This window comes from Paenibacillus sp. J22P169 (assembly GCF_059691995.1).
The window spans coordinates 1017644-1040198 of sequence record NZ_JCAUAO010000001.1 but is presented as its reverse complement, the minus strand read 5'-3'; the positions used below and the strand labels follow the sequence as shown (position 1 = coordinate 1040198).

The following is a 22555-nucleotide window of genomic DNA, read 5'->3' as shown; positions in this document are numbered from 1 at the left end:
TTATGTTACTTATATTGGGATAATAGCAGTGATTGTGTCAACCAGGAGGATCTTTCATGAGATGGTTTAAAAAAGGCAAAATCAAAATAAACAGAAATCTTCATAAAATGAAAACCATAAGCCTGGAGGAAGACAATAATAATGAGTTTTCAACGGATATTGAGCACAACGAAAAGATTTTAAAAGAAACGTTTCAGGATTGTTCTGATTTGGTATACCGTAAAGTAGAAGGCAACCATAACACGCATTGGCTCATTGTTTATATGGATACCTTGATTGATATTAAAGTGCTTGAAGAGCATGTAATTAAACCAATGCTAACAAGTGTAACAAGTGATAAGTTTCCGAAGGAAACAGCCGATCTAAAAAATGAATTAATCTCCATAGGAACCACGAATAACTCTACCAAAGTATCGGATATTATTCTAAACCTCTTAGAAGGTCATGCCGCCATTCTAATGACAGGCAGCAGTAATGTAATGACGGTTTCTATTCCCGGGCCATCCAAAAGAAGTATTGAGGAAGCGTCATCTGAGCCAGTAATTCGTGGCCCAAGGGACGGCTTCATCGAACAGATTTCAACAAACATTAGTCTAATTCGGTCCAGACTCAAAACATCGAAATTAAAAGTAGAGTACATAACCTTAGGGGAGCATACCCAGACTCGAATAGCTATTACTTACCTGAAGGGTATAGCATTGGACACACTGGTTGACGAAGTTAGAGCAAGATTAAAACCAATTGAGTTGGACGGCATACTCGACTCAGCGTATATCGAAGAATTCATTGAGGATCAGCCATTTTCACCATTTCCCCAAGTTCATAACACGGAACGTCCAGATGTGGTGGCTGCTGAATTGCTTGATGGTAAAGTAGCTATTCTAGTGGATACTACCCCATTTGTCCTTGTTGTCCCGATGACCTTCTGGACAGGACTTCAGGCAAGTGAAGATTACTATGTTCGTTGGCCAGTCGCTACTTTTTTTCGATGGATTCGCTTGCTATTTATCCATTTTGCGATATTTGCTCCCCCACTGTATGTAGCGATAACGACCTTCCATCAGGAGATGATTCCCACTAATCTTGTGCTGAGTATTGCTGCCTCAAGGGAAGCCGTTCCCTTTCCAGCAATGATTGAAGCATTATTAATGGAAATTATTTTCGAAGCCCTGCGGGAAGCTGGGATTCGTCTGCCCAAACAGATAGGTCCAACCATAAGTATTGTTGGAGGCTTAGTCATCGGTCAATCGGCGGTTCAAGCGGGGTTAATATCTGCTCCAGTAGTCATTATTGTATCCATCACTGGCATTGCTGCTTTTACGATTCCTCGATACAGCTTTGCAAATGGTATCCGACTACTTCGGTTCCCCATGTTGTTCTTAGCGGGGAGTCTTGGCCTATATGGTATTGTTCTAGGATTTCTCGGCATCATGTTACATGTGACCTCTCTACGTTCATTCGGGGTTCTATATTTTTCTCCGATTGCGCCATTCAAGGTTGCTGCATTGAAGGATGTTCTAATTCGGATACCGATTTGGGCGAAACGTTCGTGGGGGAACAAATGAGATCACTAACATATATCAGTCTTCTCGTCGTATGTGTCCTCATTAGCGGGTGTTGGGATCGTACAGAAATTAATGATCTTGCTTTTGTCATGGGCACTGCCCTAGATCTGACAGACGATGGCAATATTTTATGTACCCTTCAAATTGCCATACCCTCATCTACAGATGGAGGTAAGAGTGGTGGCGAGAACGGCAGCAAATCTTACGTAATAGCGGTTGAAGGGGAAAATGGAAATGAGATTCATCAAAAACTTCAAAAGAAAAGCTCTCGCCATTTGTTTTACTCTCATCGCAGCGTTGTATTTCTTAGTGAACGTTTAGCTATGCATGGCATTGACACTGTGCTAGATATTTTTACTCATGATCCTAGAAATCGCTTAAAGACCTATCTCATGGTTGTAAAAGGGGGAGAAGCGCGGAACATTTTGCAATTGAATTCTCCATTAAAGCCAGTACCTATTGAAGCAGTAAGGGGAATGGAAGTTTCGGGAGAAGATGTAGCTGTCACCTTACGCGATTTTTTTATTTTGTATGGAAGTGAAGGGACACATCCCGTTGTAGGAGTAATTGAACCCGAGCTCCGCTCAAAAGACCCACAAAAGCAAATTTTCAGGGTCGCGGGTACCGCTGTATTTAAAGATCTCAAACTATCCGGGATATTAGATGAAAATGAAACTTTAGGTCAGTTGTGGGTGACGGGTAAGCTGAGAGTAGGTTATCTGACAGCAAAATTACCCAATGGAAATGGACAAGTTGGGATGGTATTAAACCATGTTGACCGCAAAATAATTACTAAGATTCAACAAGATTCTGTACAATTTAAGATTCAACTAGATGGTCAAGGAAGTTTACTTGAGAATAATTCCGCTTTTGATATTAACGATTCCCCCAATTTTCAACTAATAAAAAAAGCATTAGAAGATGCAGCCAAGAAGCAAGTTCAAGCATTTATTTTTAGAATCCAAAAGGAGTTTAAAGTAGATAGCGTGGGCTTTGGTCAAGAAATATATAAAAATTACCCTGATCAGTGGAGTAAAATGAGAGATCAATGGGATATGCGATTTCCAGAGGTAGATATATCGATAGAAGTCAACTTGAATGTCCATGGCGCGGGAATGATACATTCCACCTTCGAATTACGAGAATAGGAGATCGAATCATGATCTTACAAATGATAGCTTATGTTATATTTACGTTGGGTTGGACTATTTATCGAACTCGGTATTTTCTAAAAAAAAAGCAGCCAAAAGTGGCTGTCATATATAGTTGTTTGATGGGACTATGTGTAATCCTGGGCTCTTTATTTATTGCCCATGTTCATTTACCAAGCACAACGGTTCCTGCAAGAATTATGTTTGGACAAGTCGGAAAAATCATATTACAGCAATGAAAACTAAGGCACTGACTTCTTCCAGTGCCTCTTTATCGTATCAATCATTAGAAGTGAAAGGGGCAGTATGAGATGTGTAGAAAATGCGAAGCTCGGATACGTATCTCTGAGATAGCTGCTTAAATCGGTGGAATAATTCTCAAAAACCAAAACCGATCCAATTGCGGATAAAATCGTTATGGGTACTACAAAGTTCCTGTAACTTTTTAATTCAAATAGATGGGCTACACTTAGACATATAATAAAAAAGGTGAGAGAAACTTTTACAAAGCAACCCATAACCCAAATAGCTACTGCTACAGCTTCCAAGCGTTCAAAGCTTCCTTTAATACCTATATACTGAATTACGCTTAATACTGGAAATGCCAATTTTCTCGTTAACGGTCCGAAGATCATGATGAGAGGTAAAACCGTTATGCAGAAAAGGCCAGAAATAATAAACAATGAGATGAACGAAGCTTTGGCTGCTTCCTTCGGTTGACTTAAAAAAGGTAGAATCCACCCCAAAATAATAAATTGACCTAAGTAAGCAGCAGGGAAAATAGATGCTTGAAGGACTGGAAAGATACCCTTACTCAACACTGGACGGAGTAACGATGGATCCGATTGCGCGAGCATGAGTAACAAGAGTGGAATCAGCAAAACAAAGATGAGTATGGAAATATATTCATTACACCTTGCGATAGATTCGATCCCCATATAGACAGCTATACCACATAAGATTGCCAATGTCAGACTGACAACGATGGATGGAGTTCTCATGAGAAAAATGCTATTTATAAACTGTATGTGTTGGTTAAGGATGACGAAATCAAAATTAATCCAGTAATATAGAAGATAACATCCCACTAATTTTCCAGTGAATTTTCCTAGAATTTGGGAACTGTATTGGATGATCGTCTGACCTGGATACCGATTCGACAAGACTAACATAATCCAAACTTGTAGTGCTCCAATCAAAAAAGCAGGAAAAATCGTAATCCACGCATCTTGCTTAGATATTTTCTCCATAAGCGAAGGTACAACAAGAATGAGGGTGGGAGCGATAAAGGAAAACACTAATAAACATAGCTGATTTCCCGATATTTTTTCTGTAGACTCCATTCACGTTCTCCTTCTGATCAGATTCTCTCCAAGTATTCCCTCCTAAACATCTAGTATGCAGTTAGAAGTTATCTGTGAAGGAGACTATGGTCTCAGCGAACCTTGGTTTCTTTACCAAATAAAAGTAGTATCCCTGTACCGATTAAAATAACTATTGCAAACATGCTGAATATCGATGCGTAGCCAATGTCCGACTGCACCATTGCCCCTACCAAAAATGGTGCAATCACACTACCTATCCTGCCGAAGCTAGCCGCAAAGCCTGTTCCAACTGCTCTAATTTCTGTTGGGTAATTTTCAGGTGTGTACGCGTATAGTGCTCCCCAAGCACCTAAATTAAAAAAAGACAGTAACGAGCCGGTTAATAAAAGCATGGAAATGCTGTGGCTTAACCCGAAACACAATGACATTACCCCAGAAAGAACAAGAAAAACGGATAAAGTCGGCTTGCGGCCCCATTTCTCCACCAAGTAAGCGGCTGCAAAATAACCAGGTAGTTGGGCTAGTGTCATAAAGAGCACATAACGAAAGCTTTGGATCATCGAGAACCCTTTATCGACCAAAACGGAAGGCAGCCAAAGAAACATCCCGTAATACGAAAAAGCAATGGCGAACCACACTGCCCAAAGCGCAATGGTCTCTCTTTTATAAGTGGTGAACAACTCACCTAATTGAATCGGTCGCCCACGATGAATACCGAACTGTGGAGATTCCGGGACCGCTCGCCGGACCCAGAAAGCAAACAAAACGGGGATTGCGCCGAGCATTACAGCTGTTCGCCATCCCAATGGAGGGATTACAAAGTAGGCGAGGACAGCGGCTATAATCCAGCCTACAGCCCAGAAACTCTCCAGCAACACAACGATTCGCCCTTTTTTTTCGGGCGGCGCGAATTCATTAACAAGTGTAGCGGCTACGGGAAGCTCAGCACCGAGCCCGAGTCCCATTAAGAATCGCAGAATGAGCATACTACCGAATCCGCTTGCAAACGCGCTGCCGAAGCTGAATACACCAAAACACACCAAGGTCAGTAAAAACACAGGACGACGACCAAACTTATCCGCAAGGTATCCGCCAAAAGCTGCTCCGATAGTCATGCCAATCAGATTGACCGAACCGAGTAACCCCGCCTCCTGGGCCGTCAGCGCCCACTCTTTGCGAAGTGCAACGAGGATAAAAGATAACAAACCGACATCCATTGCATCAAATAACCAGCCAAACCCGGCAGCCCAAAAAACTTGACGAAAGACGAGTTTGGGATCTTTATTGTCGCTTACTTTGGTTATAAAGCTTCCTCCTTATATACTAGTCGAGTTTACCTTTACATCAATTCGTTTATATTTTCCATCTAAAGCTTAGAAGATACGGTTATACGCCAGTTAATTGAGAAAAGTTGGATTTGAGTACAAATAGAGACATTATTTTTTCTGAAAATTAAGGCGCTAATAAAGGGTTTTGCCCATAGGAGACGAATAAATCTTACAACATTGATTGAATTAGGGGACGTTTACTCATGATAGTGAAAGAATATTTAATCGATTCTTTAATGAACTTAACATCCGATGGAATTGTAATCGTTGATGTAAATGGAACTGTGTTAGAGGTTAATAACAAATTTGAAGAGTTACACGGCTGGACTAGGGAAGAGGTTATCGGGAAAGTATTGCCGATGATTCCTGAACATTCTAAAGAAGATGCTCTTAGACTATATCAATCTTTAATAAACGGCGAGCAAATTAAGGATTTCGAAGCGATAAAACTCAGAAAAGACGGAACTACATTTTATGCGAATGTAACGGTTTCACCCGTGAAAAATACGGAAGGTCTGGTAATTGGATTTGTCGGTGTTGAAAGGGACATTAGTGAAAAGAAAAAAGCGGTAGAGGAGCTTTTAGAAAGAGAAAAACAGTATAGTAAATTGATTAAACTAAATCCTGAACCCATTGCTCTTCATATGAATGGCATCATCCAGTTTGTGAATGATGCTGGTTGTAAACTTTTTGGCGGTGCTTCATCAGATGAGTTCAAAGGAAGATCCATCTTTGAATTTTTCTATCCAAAAGATAAGGATATTATTATAGAACGACTTCAGCAGGTCATGCAGACTGATTTGGATAGCTACAGTGAGTTTATTGAGAGAAAGATGCGGAAGCTGGACGGCACTTTTTTTGATGTAGAAATATCCTCTATTTACGTTTATAAAAATATGGGACACCCTGTCGTACAGAGTGTGATTCGTGATCTCACCGAGCGCAAAAAGTCGGAAGAAACGATTATTAGGTCTGAAAAATTGGCCCTAATTGGTCAATTGGCAGCTGGAATAGCACATGATATACGTAATCCATTAACTTCCTTGAAGGGGTTTGTACATTTACTAAAATCTAAAAATACAGATTATGTTGACGTTATGGTGGAAGAACTTGAGCATATCAATTATGTAGTCAATGAATTTATGACGCTAGCTAAACCACATCTGAATTATTACATAGAGAGTAAGATCGTTGAGCTAATTCGAACTGTAATTGGTTTTTTACAACCACATGCTCTTCTGCATAACGTTCAAATACAAATGGATATAGATCAAGAAATCCCCGCGATACATTGTAATCCTGACCAAATTAAACAAGTATTAATTAACGTATTGAAGAATGCGATAGAGTCTATGGTCAACGGTGGAGTAATTCAAGTATCTTTCAGAAATCCTTCAAATGAGGATCTGGTAATTTGCGTCAAAGATCAAGGAGTAGGCATTTCTGAAGAAGGGTTAACCCAGTTAGGGGAGCCGTTTTTCACTACAAAAACGAATGGAACCGGCTTAGGTCTAATGGTTTGTAAACGTATTATCGAAGGTCATGGAGGTAAATTATCCATTCAGAGCAAAATTAATCAAGGTACGACTGTTGAAATAGAACTGCCTCTACGAAATAAGAATTAGTATTTGGTAGAAATCTTATTAAATCTCAAGCAGTTGTATTGTTCCAGGCAAAGAAAATTCTTTGGGGGAGGCCAATACGGATGTCAGATGAGTTGAGTAAAGAAATATTGGCAGAGTTAAAGAAATTAAACGAAAAAGTTGATAATTTAAATGAACCTAAAGGATTGTCGACGCCTTTGAAGGTTGTAGCCTTATTTTTGGGGTTCGTTGTCATCGGTCCTGTTATAACCTTGCTTTTATCTCGTTTGTTCCACTAACCAGGCATGAATAAAACAAATATTAAGAAAATCGCTTCCTATTTCGGATTGCTCGCTGCAGCCATAACCATATTTCTATTTATTGTCACTAGGATACAATATGGGTCAGACTTAGGAGGACCTCCAGCAATTTTGATTCCAGTGAGCATATTGTCAATCATCTCATCAGTTACACAAAAAGCAATTATTATGTATATTAGTTTGCTTTTGAGTTTGCCACTTATTTTCTTATGGAAGCCAAACATGGGAGTTATGGGACTACTTGCGATCATTCCAATATTTATTTTACTTGCAGCACTATTAATGACTATTGAATTTGTTCGATACAAAATGCAAAAAACAGAATAATATTTCGGATTAATCCTTGAGCTATCATTACAACCGAACGTATATTCGTTATATTTAATTTGGGTATATTTTCCATTTTTGGAGTGGTCAAGAAGTGGCGGGAAAAGTCAAAACGAAAATTCCAATGTTAACCGAACATGAATGGGGATCTTGGAAGGACTTCTCTGTACGAGACTTAGATGGATATGTAATAGGGTTCGGATCGGGAAATAAAAAAAGCTAATTTTTTAGTATTACTGAATTAGTATGGAACCTAGACCCCCAGCCCAATGCTGTTGGTCTCTTTTTTGATTTAAGCTAAATGCACTAACGAGAAACGATGAGGTGGTTTCAGTGTCTTATCCATTTGACTGTCTAACCGATCTAGTTTTTGTCCCAGAAGAAGAGCTATTAGAATCAGACATCCTACTTGTTCCTGGAGGAAGTCATACACATCCTATGAAAATTGCTTCTGAATTATTTCATATGGGTATGGCATCATACATATTACCTTCTGGTGGGTATAATGCAAAGATCGAAGAAACTGAATGGGAATATCAAAAAAATGTCGGTATATCGCTAGGTGTCCCAGAAAACCGGATTCTAAAAGAGGATAAAGCGAAAAACACTTTTGACAATGCAAGGAACTCTTGGAATGTTATTATCGAACAGCAACTTGAAGTGAGACGTGCAATTATCGTATGTAAATCTTTTTTTTCGCGAAGGGCACTCATGACTTATCAAACAGTCTTTCCGTCGAATATTAAATTCCAAGTAAAACAAGACGAATCTCGGATCAACAAGAATAATTGGTATCATGATGAGTTAGGAATAAAAACAGTCTTAACTGAAGCGGAAAAAATAACAAAATATTTCGGACATCATATTCCAAATTGGGTTAATAACAAATGAAGAAGGTAAATACCTCAAGAATGCCTAAGCCGAGTACCATTAGAGGAGCTTGCATTGTGGAGGCTCCTCTTTAGTTTAGTAAAGTTAAGGGAGAAGTGTGGAGCAGTGAATCAGCAGTTGCCCTTGCAGTTCCTGTAGATAGCTTCGCCTTCTCTTAAGCATTCTATCGCTGGCCTGCCTCTGAGCCTGCAGGCAATGATGTATTGGGTTTCTGTAATGCGGCATAACGGGAGTCTAAGAAAGCAAGGCAGTTTCAGCGCAACCGAATGATTCTTTTCGAATACGCTCAATTCACTTCCGAGTTTGCCAAAGGCTATAGCCAATGCTTTGCTAAGCTCGTTGACCTTCTTGCCGTTGTAGACTAAGAATTGCCGCTGGATGCATTTCGATTTGCTCCTATCAGACTTCGGCTTAACGCTACTCGAAGAGATAACCAAAGGTCTTCCGTTCAAGGAGATCTGAAGCACTCCGTCCATGTTGCCGCCCGGTAAACGCTGGGTTTCCACTAAACTGACCTCTAACAGGCCATCTTTCGTCTTGATTTCGGCCTCCGCGGAGAATATTGCCGTCCCACCAACTTGTTTAAAAATTACCGCCATTCTAGTTCTCCTCCCTTATCTATTCATCCTTTCATATAATGCAGGACAAGGTGGGAAAGAAACTGGTAAATGTCTATTTTTAATAGAAAAGGCTTAAGTCCAAGGATGATTCGCGCGAAAAACTCGTAAATGTGGAAAAAACACAATGAAATGCTTGAACCCGTAAATTGAGATCAATCTTCAAATCCCTGATGATAGAGCTATAAGCAATTCAAACTTATTCATAGGGAGTGAGCTGCATGTTAAACGCGGATCAGCTTAAGCAATACGAAGAAAAAGGTTATATCATTTTTGAACATTTATTCAATGTTGATGAGATTGATCGCATCCGACAAATCATCGACGAGTTTGATGATGAAACGGAGCGACGTTTGAAGGAAGTCGGGCAAAAAAATTGGAGCATCCCGAATCAGATTAATTTCACGGCGGGATTGAACTTTATGCACCCAGAAATTCAGCGTTTTATCGCTGATGAGAGATTCGTCAAACTGACGACAAATGTGCTTGGACCGGATATCCGGCTTTATTGGGATCAGTCGGTTTATAAGCGCCCGGAAGCGAACCGCGACTTCCCATGGCATCAAGACAACGGGTATGTGCCAACGGATCCGGTACACTATATGACCTGTTGGCTGGCGCTGGAAGATACGACTTTAGAGAATGGATGCATCTGGGTGCAGCCGGGTACGCATCGCAAAGGGCTCGTCGAGCATGTGAAGACGGATATCGGACGATTGTGCTACTATGGAGATGAGGAAGGAATTCCAGTAGAATTGAAGAAGGGAAGCATGGTTGCCTTTCATTCGCTCTTGTTTCACCGCAGCACGCCGAACCGCAGCCAATCGACACGGAAAGGTTACGTTATTCAATATTCTGTTGACGGCGCTAAGCATCCGGATACGGGAGTTATCTTCAAAAATGGCCCTATAGTCGCTCGCGAAGGCAAAGTTGCATATGAGAACTTCCTCACGAAAGAGGAGGTTTGAGATGAGTCAGAGGGGCAAGCAGATTCGTTAAAATACATGAACACTTTTGAAACCTGGGAATAAGGTGAGGTTGGAGGAATGGGTGACGGTAAGCTAATGGATGATACCTGGCAGGTTCGGCTCTATCGGGTCGAGAATGCCGCCTATGATTCGATCGATTTGCAAAATCGTACATTTTCTTATTGGTCTATCAGCTTCGTTAAAGAAGGTTATGTAGAAATCTCACATGGTGGGAACAGTCGAACAGCTCGTTCTGGACAAGTGATGATCCATGCACCAGGCATTCCATTCTCAGAACGGGCGACCGTGCCCGGTTTCCATCAATGGCTACATTTGGAGGCATATAACAGCTTCCATGTCGATTTGTTCCGGTTGTACGCGATTAGTGAAGTCGTGAGTTTGCAGGATCCGAGTGCTTTCTCGGCAATCTTCGATCGAATGTTGGTTGCATGGGAGAGGAAGGACTCACCATTCCAGGAGCTCGAGCTCTCGGGACTTGGACTGCAGCTCATTCATCTGCTACTCCAAAATTGGCATCATGAAGGAAGTATCCGAAGAAGCTTTCAGCCCAATAAAAACGATGAGCGTCTGGACAAAGTTATTACTTATTTCCACACAGCCCTAAGCGAGAAGATAACGAGAAAGACCTTAGCCGAATTGGTCCATCTGAATCCGAACTATTTGGATAAAGTTTTTTCGGAGAAGTTCCAACTGAATCCGATGCAGATGCTCCGAGAGCTACGCCTGAAGAAGGTGAGAAGAATGCTGGAAACAAGCGAATATACGTTAGCGGAAATTGCAGAGCAATGCGGTTTGGCAGACGCCCCTTATTTAACACAGCAATTCTTTAAACGTTTCGGCATAAATCCAGGGAAGTACCGCCAGCAAGTGCGAATAGCTAACCAAACGTATTACAAAAGTCCTTGATACAAGGGCTTTTTTTATGCTTAAAATAAATGAATGATTGTATATATGGCAAACAACATTTACAATTGAATTATCTTCCAAATGAGGTGAAATGGATGTCATTCCGTATCGTTCGAAGTAATTAGTTTCCGGGCTGGATCAAACGCGTACCAGCTGCCATTAGGGATTTTCTGCCCATTTGGTCTCATGAAACTAAAACTTTGACCGGTGTCGGGCTGATTTTCAATTTTATTAAGCCAAGGGCACTCGTACTGCTTGTATGACGGAACAAATGAATCCTCGTTTGCTCCTGTTCATGCTCAGTCAGCTCTTGGCTTTTTGTTATCTCATTTTAAAGATGGAGGACATGATATGAACAGATCTGAATACAAGAATTTTTACGACAAGGTTGGAAAATTAAATGGTTGGGACTTTAGTAAAATAAAGACCACTTCTGAAGGGGAACATTGGGATTTTCTTTATGAAGTTACTCAAAGATGCAATAAGTCTAATATATTGCTTGATATTGGTACGGGCGGTGGGGAAGCTTTACTATCAATGGCCGATGCTGCTTTGCTCCTTGTTGGCATTGATCATTCAGAAGGAATGATACAGTCCGCTTCTGAAAATTTAATAAAATCAAATAAAACAAATATTCGCTTCTTACAAATGGAAGCCGATAACATTACCTTTCCTATGTCCTTTTTTAATGTGGTGTCCTGTCGCCACAGCGAGTTTTATGCATCTGAAGTTTCAAAAGTCCTAGCGCATGATGGTATATTCCTAACTCAACAGGTAAGTGAAAATGATAAATTAAACATGAAACAAGCTTTCGGTAGAGGACAGGGTTATGGAACAGATGAAGGGAGCTTAAAAGATAAATATCTTAAAGAGCTAGCTGAAGCGGGTTTTTCCGAAATTCAGGTATTTGAATATGATGCAACTCAGTATTTCCAAACGTACGAGGATTTGGTCTTCTTTTTAACATACACCCCTGTTATTCCTAATTTCGGGCAGACGGATCATGATTTTGAAATACTTCAAAAGTTTATTGAATCCAATCAAACGGAGAAGGGAATCAAGACCAATACGAAACGCTTCATGATTATGGCAAGAAAATAAGGGGTTCTGGAAAGAGGTGAATGAATGGTAATTGTTCGATTGGCTACATTAGATGATGTTAATGAACTGGTTCAAATGCGCTGGGACTTCTCGGAGGAAGAGCAGAAGCAAAGTGCGGTTAGTTTTGAGGAGTTTCACCAGATCTGTAGTGAGTTTCTCGTTAAAGCCATTAAAAGCGGTGATTGGTACATTTGGGTTGCAGAAATTGAAAAAAATATCGTATCCCATATGTACTTGCAATTCATTCATAAAGTACCGAGGCCTGGTAAATCTCCAGACCCATATTACGGATATGTTACTAATGTTTATACGCGTCCTGCTTTTAGAAATCAAGGTATCGGTTCCAAGATTCACAGTACTATGGAGCAGTGGTCAAAAGAAAATGATGTCGAGTTTCTTATACTTTGGCCGAGTAGTAAGAGCGTGCAGTTTTATTCAAGAAATGGCTTCACTACATGTGAAGAAGCAATGGAAAAGCATTGGTGATTGAGGATCATATCCATCCTTTACATAGGAGGCTTGTGAATGAGTACAGCTAAGATGAAGGCGACCATTTCCAGCGTAAAACAAGAAACAGTTTCAGTACTTGGAAAGCGTGCCTTAAATCGCGCATTGCTAGCTAGGCAAATGTTGCTGAGACGCGTCAATCTGCCAGCACTGGATGCCATTGGAAAATTAGTCGGCATGCAGGCTCAAGCTCCGAACTCGCCGTATTTTGGTTTGTGGACACGTCTAGAAGGCTTCCAGCAGGAAGAACTGAGTCGTCTTATTGTAGAAAGGAAGGCGGTGCGCATCGCGTTGATGCGCTCTACGATTCATTTGGTGTCTGCTCAAGATTGTATAGAGTTGCGTCCTTTGTTGCAATCTGTCCTTGACAGAGGTCTAAACGGTACCTACGGCAAGCGTCTCGCTGGTTTAGATGTGAACGTGCTTGCTGCGGCAGGCAGAGCGCTGGTTGAATCAAATCCGATGACATTCAACGAACTCGGAAAGCAGCTAAGCGAACAGTGGCCGGATCGTGACCCTGAGGCCCTCGCAGCTGTCATCAGGACTTTGGTGCCACTTGTCCAATTGCCTCCACGTGGCATTTGGGGCCAGAGCGGCCAAGCAGCACATACTTCTGCAGAACGCTGGCTCGGATTATCTCTGTCTTCCGAAACGGGGGTGGAGAAGATGATCCAACGCTATTTGTCAGCCTTCGGTCCAGCTTCAGTCAAGGACATTCAGGAATGGTCAGGTCAAACCAGGCTGCGCGATGTCATCGAGAAACTTCGTCCAATGCTCATCTGCTTTCGTGACGAGCAGGGGACTGAATTGTTCGATCTGCCAGAAGCTCCGCGACCCGACGCTGACATCCCGTCCCCACCGCGATTCTTAGGCGAATTTGACAATATTCTATTGTCACATGCAGACCGTAGACGGATTATCGATCCTGAATATCGAAACCGGGTTTTCACCAAGAATGGCATCATCCGATCGGTTATCCTAGTCGACGGCTTTGTTAGTGGAATATGGAATCTCAAGCGGGGGAGCGGGACAGCTACACTAACTATTGAACCCTTCATAAAGCTATCTGCTAAGGAACACGATGAGTTAGTCGTAGAGGGAGCTCAACTAATGAAATTTGCGGCTGGTGAGGACCACACCCATGAGATTCAGTTCTTACCATAGAGTTCATCACCAAAAAGTATGCAATGGCAGTCAAGGACGAAACCCTTGATTGCCATTTTTCATTGTAGGTATTTAATCAGATAAGAAGAATAAATTAGAAATAAATTTGAATCAGAAATGTGTAAACCAGGACATAACCAAGGAGTGAAATACTGTGAAGCTTACATTGGAAATAGCTAAACAATTGCTTGCAGTCGCGGAACAGAAAGCAACACAAATGGGGCTCTCTTGTGATATAGCAATTGTCGATGAAGGTGCAAACCTAGTTGCCTTCCATCGCATGGACAATGCTAGGATAGCAGATATTGAGGTCTCCATGGGCAAGGCTTGGACTAGCGCAGCCGTGCAGATGTCAACGGAAAACCTCGGGAAACTTGCACTTCCCGGAGGTGATGCGTATGGAATTAATACGACCAATAATGGAAAAATGACCATCTTAGGTGGCGGCATTCCGTTGGCTAAAGAAAGTAAGATTATCGGTGGCATCGGAGTCAGCGGAGGGACGAGCGTACAAGATATAGAAGTAGCGAATGCTGTCGTTCAGGCTTATACGCGCATAGTAAATACTAGAGCAGCTACAATAGTAACCGCCCGTATTGGTTCGAACGATTCATACAGATAAGATTGTACAGTATAGTGCAACAATTCCTTCTTCTTCAGCGTTTGTTGATTAAAGAAAAAGAGGGTGGCTGACGATATGAGACTAAAGTTGATATTTATGATGATTTTGCTGATATCGACTACCGCTTGTGGTTTTAAGAGTCAAGAATTATCGGCAACGAAGGATCACAATGATAAGAATTGTCCCGATGCAATAATTGAATACATAGATGCTTTCATGTGGAATGGTATTAAATACCAAAATATTGATGATAAAGCGTCGATTACCTCCATGCAAGACTCGAATGTTGAGAACGGGAAGGAAGTTGGCGTGATTGACTATACTTTATTAGACAATGCTTGTGTGGGATATAAAATGAAAAACGGTGACGCAACATTCCTGCCTAAGGGTACAAAATTATACGAAGTGGAGGGTTATAAATCAAATTTCAGGCTTATGGCTGGGGGAATTTTGTACCAATCAACTAGCAACCCTGAAGCTAAGAAGGTTTCAGATATTTATGATATTGACGGAAAAGTTTCAAGAATAAGTATCGAAAGCGAGAATGACGGAAAGCATATTTCAGATTTTACCGAAGAAGCAAAGAAAGAATTCATCAAACAGTATCTTGCGTTGGAGTATGTAGGTTTTGGCGAAATATATAAAAAAGTAAATGGACTGGATGACAAAGGCAGGGTATTTCTGCGCATTCATTTGATTGATGGCACGTCATTCCAAGTTAGTTATTGGACAGAAGAGAACCTAATAGGCCCTGGTGCACATGGAACAGACAGTTTAAAAGAAATCACAATAGAGCAAGTCAGTATTGATAACTAGGCCATTTCCTCACTGCTCACCAACACTTTTTTCTCCCATTTCCTGCTTTTCCAGCGGAATAATAACAGAATCCCTCTCAACCCTTCATCCATGATGAACACGCCCCACATACCTAACAACCCGTACCCCATATGCACGCCAATCCAATATGTTAGCGGGACACACAGCCCCAATATGACACATGCGCCAATTAGGAGAATAAAGCGCGCGTCACCCGCAGCTCGAAGAGCTTCTCCTATAACAATGTTCAAACAACGTACAGGTTCTAGGAGGAAACCACACGTCAGTAAAAGAGCACCCAATGTAATGATTTCGGTGTTATCCGTAAACATGCCAATTAATTGTTTTCTAAATAAAACGGTCAAAGTGACGGCTGCTAGTGAAAGTAATAAGCTAAGTAGCAAACTGCGAAACAACTGCTTGTAAGCTTCCTCTTTTTCACCTGCACCCACCAATCGACCTATGATGATTTGAGTCCCCCGTCCCAAAGAAATTGCCAACACCATGATGAATGTCATTATATTTTGTGTATAAATCCGAGTGGAAAGCATTTCAGCGCCTAGCTGAGTAATAAAATATGTCGTCATCAGTTGACTTACTGAATAAATGAGCGAGCTCCCGGCAGTGGGAATACCGATTGTCAATATTTTTTTCAGATCTTCGAATCTCGCTTTGTAAAAGTCGCTGAAGGACAAGTTCAATCGAACGATTTTTGTTAAAATTATGCTATAGACAACCAGTCCGAGTAATTGGCTGAATACTGCCGATATGGCGACACCAGGAACGCCGAGTTTTGGAAAGCCGAGGGGACCGAAAACAAATAAAATACTGCCGGTCAAATTTACGAGATTGATTCCCAGGCTGACCGTCATTGTATATCTGGTATAGCCATGCACCTGCGTTATGGCCGCAATGGTCAGATTGATAGCTTGAATAAATAAGGCACTGCCAACAATAGATAGGAATATGCGCGCCTGCTCCAGTGTATCTAGTTCCAAGCCGAAGGGCTGAAGCAGCTGTTTGCTGAAGCAAACGATACATATGCTTATCAAGAAGCCGAATATACAATTAAGCGCGATTGCTCCAGCGGCGAACTTTTTAACATCTCTAATTTTATTGGCACCTAAATATTGAGAAATGACGATGGCCGAACCTGTTGAAATCACTTGGAGCAGCAAGAATAAAAAAATAATGAGCTGATTGCTAACGCCCACCGCTGCAACGGCTTCATCCGACACATGACTCACAATGAACGTATCAGAGGTTCGCATAAATACTAGTAATGACGATTCAATAAATAAAGGCCATGTAATGGTAAACAAACTTAGTTTCTTAGGATTCGTCATTAGGTAAGAACTCCTTCGATACGCCTCGATATGGATCTACTCTTTATCTTGGAGTAAATTGAAATCGTTTTCTTTGCGAAATTTGGGCAAATGATTGCTTTTATTGACTCCAATTGTACAGGGAGGCGAACGGTGCTTGTTTTCGGCGTTACTGAAGTGTGAGGAAGAAGTCAGTAAAAAGTGATTTTATTCCTCCTCTATTTGGGTTACGATAAATAGTGGAAACATTCCCCAGATATCAACCGGAGGTACGAAAATGGAAGAAGACTTTGCATGCCTGTATATCATTCGCGGCGAGCCCTATCGATCTGGCACCTGCGTGAATCTAAACGCGGTTGAAACGCAAGTAGGCCGAGTATCCAATCACTCGACTCCTGAATTGGCCTTTACGAACGCATTTATTTCGCGGCAGCATTTCATCATTCGTAAGGAGCAGGACAAGGCGGTACTTTATGATTTGGGGAGCCGCCACGGAACGGAGATCAACGGTGTACAGGTAACACCGCATAATCCGTACCCCTTAAATAATTTTGATATCATTAGGCTTGCTAAAGGAATGACCGTCCTCCACTTCTCTTATATGTTTGCCGATCAAACTCTTGAAATCGAACCGCTCAGCATCACAAGACCGCTAGAAATACCGGAATTGCCACTGACGATTCATTGGGAGAAAAGGGAATGTGTGGTTGAAGGAAAGCGGATCCCGATGTCAGAAAAAGAATATTTGCTGATTCAAGTGCTTCATGAGAATGTGAACCAGCTTGTTACGCTGGATGAAATCAAATCCAGAGTTTGGCCGGAACGGTCGCTGGGAGTAGAAGGAGTCTCCGATGTTTCGTTAGACGAATTAAATACTCTTGTCTACCGGTTACGCAAAAAATACGGTAAAGATACTTTTCTTATTAGTGCAGTGCGTGGTAACGGCTATGTGCTTGAATCGCAATTAATATCGTCATAATGAAAGTAGGAATACATATATGAAATATATTCAGGCGGAGTATTCTGGTCCTTTGAACGGAAGTGTGCATATACCTGGTGCAAAGAACAGCTCCCTTGCATTGCTTGCCGCGGCTTGTCTGGCAGACGATATCGTAACGCTGGGAGGCATCCCGTGCATAGATGATCTTACTATTATTGCTGGGATCAGCAGGGATATTGGTATGAATCTGAAAATAGAAGGTGGACAAGTCGTCATCGATCCACGCAGTATTCACAGTGCTTTGATAGACCCGGGCAAGGCTTCTAGCTACCGAGCGTCTTATTATTTTGCAGGCGCGCTGTTGTCCAAATTCGGCAGAGTCACGATCGGATTTCCAGGCGGTGACAATTTCGTCTCAAGACCAATCGATCAACATATCAAGGTGTTTCAATCGCTCGGAGCTCAGGTTCAGCTGTTCAACGATTATTACGTAGTTGAAGCTGCTGAGTTGAAAGGCGCGGATATTTATTTCGATACGATTACCTGCGGTGCGACGATTAATGCGATGCTGGCTGCTGTGCGGGCCAAAGGGCGGACACAACTGTATAATGCGGCTGTGGATCCGGAGGTGGTAGATACGGCTGTCTTCCTGAACCGGCTCGGGGCGAGGATTTACGGGGCGGGAACCGATCGTATCCGGATTGAAGGTGTCTCTTATTTAAACGGGGGATCGCACGTGGTAATTCCCGACAGGCTGATTGCCGGGGCTTTCCTGATGGCGGCGGGACTTCACGGGGGTCAGGTTACTGTCAAGGATGTCATCCCTGAGCATCTTGGAGCCTGCCTCGCCAAGCTGGAGGAGATAGGCATTCATGTGGAATGCGGTGAGAGCCACATTACGGCTTACGGTAGGGGCTCGCTCAAAGCAACGCGGATTCGCACAGGCATGTATCCAGGCTTCGCCACCGATTTACAACAACCGATGACCGCGCTTCTGCTGCAGGCCAAGGGTAAGAGCATCATTACCGAACGCGTCTTTCCGAAGCGATTCGCTCATGTGGCACAGCTGCGTCGGCTTGGCGCAGAGATTGAACTGCGGCAAGATAGTGCCTTTATCCGCGGAGGCGTTCCGCTGCATGGAGGCTGGGTGCATGCTACAGATGTGCGAGCCGGCACTTGCCTGTTGCTTGCTGGTTTAGCGGCCGAGGGCAGCACGCGTATTACAGGCGTTGAGCATATCGAGCGTGGTTATGAGGACGTCATCGGCAGCTTTCAATCTATTGGGGCTAAGCTATCTATGCGCGAGATGGATGAACAGGAATTGCACGGCGTAATCCAACTTAATGGGTAAATGTCCTAGCAGACTATTTTTGTGCTTTTTCTTACAAGAAGAATGGGGGCAAAAAAGTGGTTCCAAAGCATATTATTTCTGCGGCAACAATTGTGATAAATGAACGTAACGAAATATTACTAATTAAAGGTCCTAGGCGTGGTTGGGAAATGCCAGGGGGACAGGTTGAAGAAGGCGAATCGTTGAAAGAGGCTGCGATCAGGGAAACAAAGGAAGAGAGCGGTATAGATGTGGAAGTAACAAAATTTTGTGGTGTTTTTCAAAATGTAAGTCGGTGTATTTGTAATACACTATTTTTAGCTAAACCCATTGGAGGAGAATTAACAACAAATCCGGAGGCATTAGAAGTAGGATTTTTTCCAATCGAAGTAGGATTAGAGATGGTAACTTGGAAAAATTTCAGACAAAGAATAGAGCATTGTTTAAATGAGGAGCTTCAACCTTTTTATATTGAATTTTGATATCAATCATTGCGCTCTGCTTGAGAACAATAGTTAAGGATCAGCCTATGAGGCTGGTCCTATTTTATTTATGATTTAGGGTCCATTCAAGTTACATCCATAAAAAGGAAATGTGTTGTATGAATCGAATACTAACTATTCATCAATACAGGATTTATAAGCGACCTCTTTAGGGTCATGAAATATTTTTTTAAAATTTTGTTCAGTAAATAGCATCGAGCGGCATCTATCTATATGAAAGACCCGAATATCTAGGAGGGCCGGCATGGGCGCAGATCTTGGCAAACGAATGGAGATTGAAGAGCGAACGAGTGTAGATCAACAGGCACTTCGTGACCGTGATCTTGCAGAAAGGGCGAAGCTCGGAGATACGGAAGCATTTGGCGAGTTAATTCATATGCACCGGGGGCGAGCCAGGCAGTGGGCAGAACATATGATTGGCGATCCACATTTGGCAGATGATGTTGTTCAAGAAGCGCTAATTCGAGCATTCCTCCATGTGGGTACGTTGGCTGATACGAGCCGTTTCTTGCCTTGGCTGCATCGGATAGTACAAAACCAAGCCAAGATGCGTCTACGACGTGGAGGCCCGTTTCGGCGTGAACGACCGATTGGGGGATGGAATGAAAAGGATACGCTCGGTAGCAAAAATGTAGATTGGGAGAATCTCGAATCCATTTTATATCACTTGACCCGAACAACCGAGACTGCAGCGGATAAAGAAAACAACCCTGAAGAATTATTGTTACGGAAAGAACTATTTGAGACGATCCACATGCTGCTACATTGTTTGAATCGTAAAGAGCGCGGGATGTTTGAAGCGCACTTCTTTCGTCAGTTGTCTCCAGCTGAAATCGCTGCGATGTATCATACAACGACAGATTCAGTCCATACATATCTCCATCGTTCCAGGCGTAAGCTCCGCCAAGCCCATGTTCATGTTCTGTTAGGCCTTCCGCCAGTGAACGGAGGAACTGAAATGATGAATGCAAGGAAAGTTCAGTTGTCGGAATGGCCAGTGACTTCTGCTGTTCTTACGACGCTCATCGATCGTATAGGACATATGCTTGCGACGATAGGTGACCAGCGGTTGATATCAGAGTTAATGGGCATGTCGGGATTTGCTTTTCGATTTAAAATCTCTGACAAGACCACATATGGCGACGGAGTTTACATCTTTGACTGGCGCCATACAGTGAGAACTTTCATGGAGGAGTTGGGCTATAAAGTTAGCATTCTTTGTGGTCAATTATCGCAAGCGGCGATACCGTTATTGGCAGCTGCGGAACGTTTTCCCGTCGTTTTGCCAATTGAAGAGGCGGTATTGCCGTTCATCCGCAAGTATGTGGATACAAGTAAACCGGTGTTGTATTTTGATACATTGGCAACATCTCCACATGTCCATGAGTGGACTTTAATCTACGGATACGATGACGACAAACGGGAAGTGTATGTGACAGATATTATGCAGCCGGAAGGAAAAACGTTGTCATATGATGACTTAGCAGAGAACCCCTTGCGATTTCTGGCGGGGATCGATGGAAAAAACGAAGTCAAGAAAGAGTCTGAGGTAGAAAGAGTACTCAGTCAACTTCGGTTTGCAGTTAGCTACGCCCGTTCAGGATGCGATTATAAGCCGCAGACCGTTTATCTATCCTATACCTCGGGATTATCCGCCTATGATCGCTGGATAAGGCACATGAATAACCCCGATGTTCTACCAAACCGTTATGGAATGGGGCAATTGGCTGCTGTATATGTGGAAGCCAAGCACCATGCGGCCAAATTCTTGAAGACCGTTCCTTTAACAGGAGAAGCCATGCGGCTCATTCTACTCGCTTCGGAAGCTTACATGGAAGCCGCCGAACAACTTGAGGTAGTGAGTAGAAAAGTACCATTTATACGTGATTCCACTCCATTATCTTCTGGGGTTAGAAGAGAGTCCGCCGATTTATTGCAAAAGGCCAAAGAGTTTGAAACAGCTGCAATTGGTTATTTGGAAAAAGCTTTAAGTACATGGAATCGGGAGGAAAAAATAAATGAATAAAGTACAAATACGGTATTTAACACAATTTGAAAATGTATCTCCATTAATGATGGCAAAGGAATCTTTTGAAGCATCTCATCCGAATGTAGAAGTAGTTGTCGAACAAGCGGCCGATAACTTTGAGTCCATGCGTGCATTTCAAACAGAAGCGCCAGACATCATGGATTCAGGTGGTTGGTGGTTGTTTAATCAAAAAGGGTTATTTATCGATTTATTACCATTCGTTGATGAAACCCCTGGGTTGGCGTCCGACCTAAACGCTGGTATTATGCGAGTGGCAACCAAAGATGGTAAATTACCAGGACTTCCCGTCGATGTGTCTGTTCCTCTCATTCTCTATAAAAAAGCTATGTTGGATGCAGCAGGCATTCCATACCCGACTGATGATTGGACATGGGACGACATGATGACTATGGCAAAAAAGTTGACGCTACGTAATGAATTCGGCATTGCAACTCAGTTTGGTTTTGGGATCGGACCGGATATTGAAAATTACGAGCCTTTCATCATGAGGAATGGTGGGAGTTATTTAGGGCTGGATAGTTTGACTGCACGGGGAGCAATCGATAGCGATGTAACAGTCGAGGCGTTCAGGAAAATCATCGATATGTACCGCGAAAATAAAATCGTGAGGAGACCAGGAGAACCCTCCGAAGCAGGAGAGTTGCATCAACGTTTTGCCCTCGTCTTTGGCTTTACTTGGTTTACAGGCGGATTAGAACGAGCGGGTATTGGAGACCAATATGGGGTTGTAGGACTTCCTCGTATGCCTGGGGGAGTTGAAGCCAACATGATTTACATGGGTGCCAGTGGTATAACGACGAAGACGAAGCATCCTGAGATTTGCTGGGCTTTTCTTAAACACTATATCTTAGAGCGAGTGGACACCTTTAAGCAACCTCGGACCTTACCGATTACACGGACGCTGTCCGATCAAAGCGGTATGAATCAACATAGGTTTTGGTCTCGCTATTTGAAAGAGTTAGATTCCGTGCAGATTAGTGGCTTCTATCTCAACGAAAAATGGAACACGTCCCGCCAACTCATCAATGATGACATTATCAAAATGATTAATGATGGCGTGGATGTAAGGCAAATGTTGAAGTCGTGGACTCGGTTTTCGTAAGGTAATGGCGAGACTTTAAAATAAGATAGACTATTAAAACAAGAGAGCTGCCTAACAAAAAGGCAGCTTTTAATTATTTACCTACCTGGAAAC

General features: G+C 42.4%; 23 protein-coding genes. 19 read left to right on the top strand and 4 right to left on the bottom strand.

The annotated features are described in order from the left end of the window. The first annotated feature begins 56 nt into the window (after positions 1-56). The 3 genes from AC58QG_RS04955 to AC58QG_RS04945 are packed head-to-tail and all read left to right on the top strand — an operon-like array spanning position 57 to position 2955. The gene (locus tag AC58QG_RS04955) at positions 57-1565 is read left to right on the top strand and encodes a spore germination protein (RefSeq protein ID WP_497360986.1); all 1509 of its coding nucleotides are present in this window, start codon (positions 57-59) and stop codon (positions 1563-1565) included. Next, positions 1562-2713: a Ger(x)C family spore germination protein gene (locus AC58QG_RS04950; protein WP_497360985.1), complete on the top strand. Its 1152-nt coding sequence runs from the start codon at positions 1562-1564 to the stop codon at positions 2711-2713. The genes AC58QG_RS04955 and AC58QG_RS04950 overlap by 4 nt, the downstream gene beginning before the upstream one ends. Before the next feature lie 11 nt (positions 2714-2724). Further along, positions 2725-2955, top strand: a complete 231-nt coding sequence (locus tag AC58QG_RS04945) for a hypothetical protein (protein WP_497360984.1) — start codon at positions 2725-2727, stop codon at positions 2953-2955. Positions 2956-2958: 3 nt separating this feature from the next. Here AC58QG_RS04945 and AC58QG_RS04940 read toward each other — a convergent pair whose 3' ends face one another. Together AC58QG_RS04940 and AC58QG_RS04935 are read right to left on the bottom strand one after the other, a co-directional pair. Further along, complete coding sequence (locus tag AC58QG_RS04940) at positions 2959-4059, bottom strand: GerAB/ArcD/ProY family transporter (protein WP_497360983.1); 1101 nt, start codon at positions 4057-4059, stop codon at positions 2959-2961. Between the two features lie 92 nt (positions 4060-4151). After that, positions 4152-5345, bottom strand: a complete 1194-nt coding sequence (locus AC58QG_RS04935; RefSeq protein ID WP_497362783.1) for an MFS transporter — start codon at positions 5343-5345, stop codon at positions 4152-4154. Positions 5346-5572: 227 nt separating this feature from the next. Here AC58QG_RS04935 and AC58QG_RS04930 point away from each other — a divergent pair, with 227 nt between their 5' ends. The 4 genes from AC58QG_RS04930 (at position 5573) to AC58QG_RS04915 (ending at position 8490) form a co-directional block, all read left to right on the top strand. Next, the gene (locus AC58QG_RS04930; RefSeq protein WP_497360982.1) at positions 5573-6994 is read left to right on the top strand and encodes a PAS domain S-box protein; all 1422 of its coding nucleotides are present in this window, start codon (positions 5573-5575) and stop codon (positions 6992-6994) included. Between the two features lie 80 nt (positions 6995-7074). Next, positions 7075-7251 (top strand): hypothetical protein, encoded by a 177-nt coding sequence (locus AC58QG_RS04925; protein WP_497360981.1) that lies wholly within the window; start codon positions 7075-7077, stop codon positions 7249-7251. 6 nt (positions 7252-7257) lie between these two features. Beyond that, on the top strand, positions 7258-7599 hold the full coding sequence (locus AC58QG_RS04920) for a hypothetical protein (protein WP_497360980.1): 342 nt from the start codon (positions 7258-7260) through the stop codon (positions 7597-7599). Between the two features lie 333 nt (positions 7600-7932). Further along, positions 7933-8490: a YdcF family protein gene (locus AC58QG_RS04915; RefSeq protein WP_497360979.1), complete on the top strand. Its 558-nt coding sequence runs from the start codon at positions 7933-7935 to the stop codon at positions 8488-8490. A gap of 110 nt (positions 8491-8600) precedes the next feature. Here the strand turns inward: AC58QG_RS04915 and AC58QG_RS04910 are convergent, their stop codons facing one another. Further along, positions 8601-9089 carry a hypothetical protein gene (locus AC58QG_RS04910; protein WP_497360978.1) on the bottom strand — a complete coding sequence of 163 codons (489 nt, stop codon included), beginning with the start codon at positions 9087-9089 and terminating at the stop codon, positions 8601-8603. A 239-nt stretch (positions 9090-9328) separates the two neighbouring features. Here AC58QG_RS04910 and AC58QG_RS04905 point away from each other — a divergent pair, with 239 nt between their 5' ends. From AC58QG_RS04905 to AC58QG_RS04875, 7 genes are all read left to right on the top strand, one after another. Beyond that, positions 9329-10075 (top strand): phytanoyl-CoA dioxygenase family protein, encoded by a 747-nt coding sequence (locus AC58QG_RS04905; RefSeq protein ID WP_497360977.1) that lies wholly within the window; start codon positions 9329-9331, stop codon positions 10073-10075. A gap of 78 nt (positions 10076-10153) precedes the next feature. Next, positions 10154-11002 carry a helix-turn-helix domain-containing protein gene (locus AC58QG_RS04900; RefSeq protein WP_497360976.1) on the top strand — a complete coding sequence of 283 codons (849 nt, stop codon included), beginning with the start codon at positions 10154-10156 and terminating at the stop codon, positions 11000-11002. A gap of 351 nt (positions 11003-11353) precedes the next feature. Then, positions 11354-12103 carry a class I SAM-dependent methyltransferase gene (locus AC58QG_RS04895; protein ID WP_497362782.1) on the top strand — a complete coding sequence of 250 codons (750 nt, stop codon included), beginning with the start codon at positions 11354-11356 and terminating at the stop codon, positions 12101-12103. 24 nt (positions 12104-12127) lie between these two features. Beyond that, on the top strand, positions 12128-12589 hold the full coding sequence (locus AC58QG_RS04890) for a GNAT family N-acetyltransferase (RefSeq protein ID WP_497360975.1): 462 nt from the start codon (positions 12128-12130) through the stop codon (positions 12587-12589). Positions 12590-12628: 39 nt separating this feature from the next. Then, positions 12629-13774, top strand: a complete 1146-nt coding sequence (locus tag AC58QG_RS04885; RefSeq protein ID WP_497360974.1) for a winged helix DNA-binding domain-containing protein — start codon at positions 12629-12631, stop codon at positions 13772-13774. Positions 13775-13928: 154 nt separating this feature from the next. Beyond that, a complete protein-coding gene (locus tag AC58QG_RS04880) occupies positions 13929-14396 on the top strand; it encodes a GlcG/HbpS family heme-binding protein (protein WP_497360973.1) in 468 nt (155 codons plus the stop codon). A gap of 75 nt (positions 14397-14471) precedes the next feature. Further along, positions 14472-15212: a hypothetical protein gene (locus AC58QG_RS04875; RefSeq protein WP_497360972.1), complete on the top strand. Its 741-nt coding sequence runs from the start codon at positions 14472-14474 to the stop codon at positions 15210-15212. On the opposite strand, the gene AC58QG_RS04870 is transcribed toward AC58QG_RS04875, so the two are convergent. Then, positions 15209-16558, bottom strand: coding sequence for an MATE family efflux transporter (locus AC58QG_RS04870; RefSeq protein WP_497360971.1), 1350 nt, complete (start codon positions 16556-16558; stop codon positions 15209-15211). The two genes, AC58QG_RS04875 and AC58QG_RS04870, sit on opposite strands and share 4 nt — an antisense overlap. Before the next feature lie 256 nt (positions 16559-16814). Between AC58QG_RS04870 and AC58QG_RS04865 the strand changes: the two genes are divergently transcribed. The 5 genes from AC58QG_RS04865 (at position 16815) to AC58QG_RS04845 (ending at position 22462) form a co-directional block, all read left to right on the top strand. Continuing rightward, the gene (locus tag AC58QG_RS04865; RefSeq protein WP_497360970.1) at positions 16815-17516 is read left to right on the top strand and encodes an FHA domain-containing protein; all 702 of its coding nucleotides are present in this window, start codon (positions 16815-16817) and stop codon (positions 17514-17516) included. A 19-nt stretch (positions 17517-17535) separates the two neighbouring features. Further along, positions 17536-18828, top strand: a complete 1293-nt coding sequence (murA, locus tag AC58QG_RS04860; protein ID WP_497360969.1) for a UDP-N-acetylglucosamine 1-carboxyvinyltransferase — start codon at positions 17536-17538, stop codon at positions 18826-18828. A 56-nt stretch (positions 18829-18884) separates the two neighbouring features. Further along, positions 18885-19289 carry an NUDIX hydrolase gene (locus AC58QG_RS04855; protein ID WP_497360968.1) on the top strand — a complete coding sequence of 135 codons (405 nt, stop codon included), beginning with the start codon at positions 18885-18887 and terminating at the stop codon, positions 19287-19289. Between the two features lie 265 nt (positions 19290-19554). Further along, positions 19555-21336 (top strand): RNA polymerase sigma factor, encoded by a 1782-nt coding sequence (locus AC58QG_RS04850; RefSeq protein ID WP_497360967.1) that lies wholly within the window; start codon positions 19555-19557, stop codon positions 21334-21336. Next, positions 21329-22462 carry an extracellular solute-binding protein gene (locus AC58QG_RS04845; protein WP_497360966.1) on the top strand — a complete coding sequence of 378 codons (1134 nt, stop codon included), beginning with the start codon at positions 21329-21331 and terminating at the stop codon, positions 22460-22462. The genes AC58QG_RS04850 and AC58QG_RS04845 overlap by 8 nt, the downstream gene beginning before the upstream one ends. Positions 22463-22555: the final 93 nt, after the last annotated feature.

Coding starts and splice junctions, on each gene's coding strand:
- murA (WP_497360969.1), top strand. CDS start 17,536: ATGAAATATATTCAGGCGGAGTATTCTGGTCCTTTGAACGGAAGTGTG.
- AC58QG_RS04905 (WP_497360977.1), top strand. CDS start 9,329: ATGTTAAACGCGGATCAGCTTAAGCAATACGAAGAAAAAGGTTATATC.
- AC58QG_RS04955 (WP_497360986.1), top strand. CDS start 57: ATGAGATGGTTTAAAAAAGGCAAAATCAAAATAAACAGAAATCTTCAT.
- AC58QG_RS04875 (WP_497360972.1), top strand. CDS start 14,472: ATGAGACTAAAGTTGATATTTATGATGATTTTGCTGATATCGACTACC.
- AC58QG_RS04885 (WP_497360974.1), top strand. CDS start 12,629: ATGAGTACAGCTAAGATGAAGGCGACCATTTCCAGCGTAAAACAAGAA.
- AC58QG_RS04920 (WP_497360980.1), top strand. CDS start 7,258: ATGAATAAAACAAATATTAAGAAAATCGCTTCCTATTTCGGATTGCTC.
- AC58QG_RS04865 (WP_497360970.1), top strand. CDS start 16,815: ATGGAAGAAGACTTTGCATGCCTGTATATCATTCGCGGCGAGCCCTAT.
- AC58QG_RS04925 (WP_497360981.1), top strand. CDS start 7,075: ATGTCAGATGAGTTGAGTAAAGAAATATTGGCAGAGTTAAAGAAATTA.
- AC58QG_RS04870 (WP_497360971.1), bottom strand. CDS start 16,558: ATGACGAATCCTAAGAAACTAAGTTTGTTTACCATTACATGGCCTTTA.
- AC58QG_RS04940 (WP_497360983.1), bottom strand. CDS start 4,059: ATGGAGTCTACAGAAAAAATATCGGGAAATCAGCTATGTTTATTAGTG.
- AC58QG_RS04900 (WP_497360976.1), top strand. CDS start 10,154: ATGGGTGACGGTAAGCTAATGGATGATACCTGGCAGGTTCGGCTCTAT.
- AC58QG_RS04950 (WP_497360985.1), top strand. CDS start 1,562: ATGAGATCACTAACATATATCAGTCTTCTCGTCGTATGTGTCCTCATT.
- AC58QG_RS04895 (WP_497362782.1), top strand. CDS start 11,354: ATGAACAGATCTGAATACAAGAATTTTTACGACAAGGTTGGAAAATTA.
- AC58QG_RS04930 (WP_497360982.1), top strand. CDS start 5,573: ATGATAGTGAAAGAATATTTAATCGATTCTTTAATGAACTTAACATCC.
- AC58QG_RS04945 (WP_497360984.1), top strand. CDS start 2,725: ATGATCTTACAAATGATAGCTTATGTTATATTTACGTTGGGTTGGACT.
- AC58QG_RS04850 (WP_497360967.1), top strand. CDS start 19,555: ATGGGCGCAGATCTTGGCAAACGAATGGAGATTGAAGAGCGAACGAGT.
- AC58QG_RS04910 (WP_497360978.1), bottom strand. CDS start 9,089: ATGGCGGTAATTTTTAAACAAGTTGGTGGGACGGCAATATTCTCCGCG.
- AC58QG_RS04890 (WP_497360975.1), top strand. CDS start 12,128: ATGGTAATTGTTCGATTGGCTACATTAGATGATGTTAATGAACTGGTT.
- AC58QG_RS04845 (WP_497360966.1), top strand. CDS start 21,329: ATGAATAAAGTACAAATACGGTATTTAACACAATTTGAAAATGTATCT.